This is a genomic window from Aliivibrio finisterrensis (genome assembly GCF_008933155.1).
Lineage (GTDB): Bacteria > Pseudomonadota > Gammaproteobacteria > Enterobacterales > Vibrionaceae > Aliivibrio > Aliivibrio finisterrensis.
In genome coordinates this window covers 1-806 of sequence record NZ_WBVP01000082.1, presented here as the reverse complement: position 1 = coordinate 806, position 806 = coordinate 1, and the positions used below count along the sequence as shown (strand labels likewise).

Here is an 806-nt window from a genome sequence, read left to right as displayed (position 1 = left end):
CATCCACACCCGTAACACCCACCATCGCATAATCACTCACCGATGGTGCTGGTTGCGTATTATCAGCTACATAACTTTGAATCACGTTGACGCTATCGGTTAGAGTCTGGATCGCAGCCACCGTGGTCAACGATTGGCTATCTACCTGACCATTAACTTCACTGAGGTTGTTGGCATCAATACCCGTAACACCCACCATCGCATAATCAGTTGCCGAAGGTGCTGGTTGCGTATTATCAGCTGCATAACTTTGAATCACGTTGACGCTATCGGTTAGAATCTGGATCGCAGCCACCGTGGTCAACGATTGACTGCCCACCTGACCGTTTACTTCACTGAGGTTATTAGCATCAATACCAGTGACACCTAACACTACATAATCGGTCGCACTTGGCTCGGTTTGGGTATCATCAGCTGCGTAACTTTGAATCACGTTGATGCTATTAGTTAGAGCTTGAATCGCTGCTACCGTGGTCAACGATTGGCTATCTACCTGACCATTCGCTTCACTGAGGTTGTTGGCATCCACACCGTTAATGCCCACTAGCGCATAATCGGTTACTGTTGGCGCGGTTTGCGTATTATCGGCCACGTAACTTTGAATCACGTTGACGCTATTAGTTAGAGCTTGAATCTCTGCCACCGTGGTCAACGATTGACTGTCTACCTGTCCATTCACTTCATTAAGATTGTTAGCATCCACACCCGTAACACCCACCATCGCATAATCAGTTGCCGAAGGTGCTGGTTGCGTATTATCAGCCGCGTAACTTTGAATCATATTGACGCTATTAATTAGAGCTTGA

At 47.1% G+C, this 806-nt stretch carries 1 protein-coding gene; it reads right to left on the bottom strand.

All coding sequences use genetic code 11. The annotated features are described in order from the left end of the window. Nucleotides 1-781: hypothetical protein (locus tag F8B77_RS17340; RefSeq protein ID WP_151656903.1), on the bottom strand; the 781-nt coding region annotated here is incomplete at its 3' end. Nucleotides 782-806: the final 25 nt, after the last annotated feature.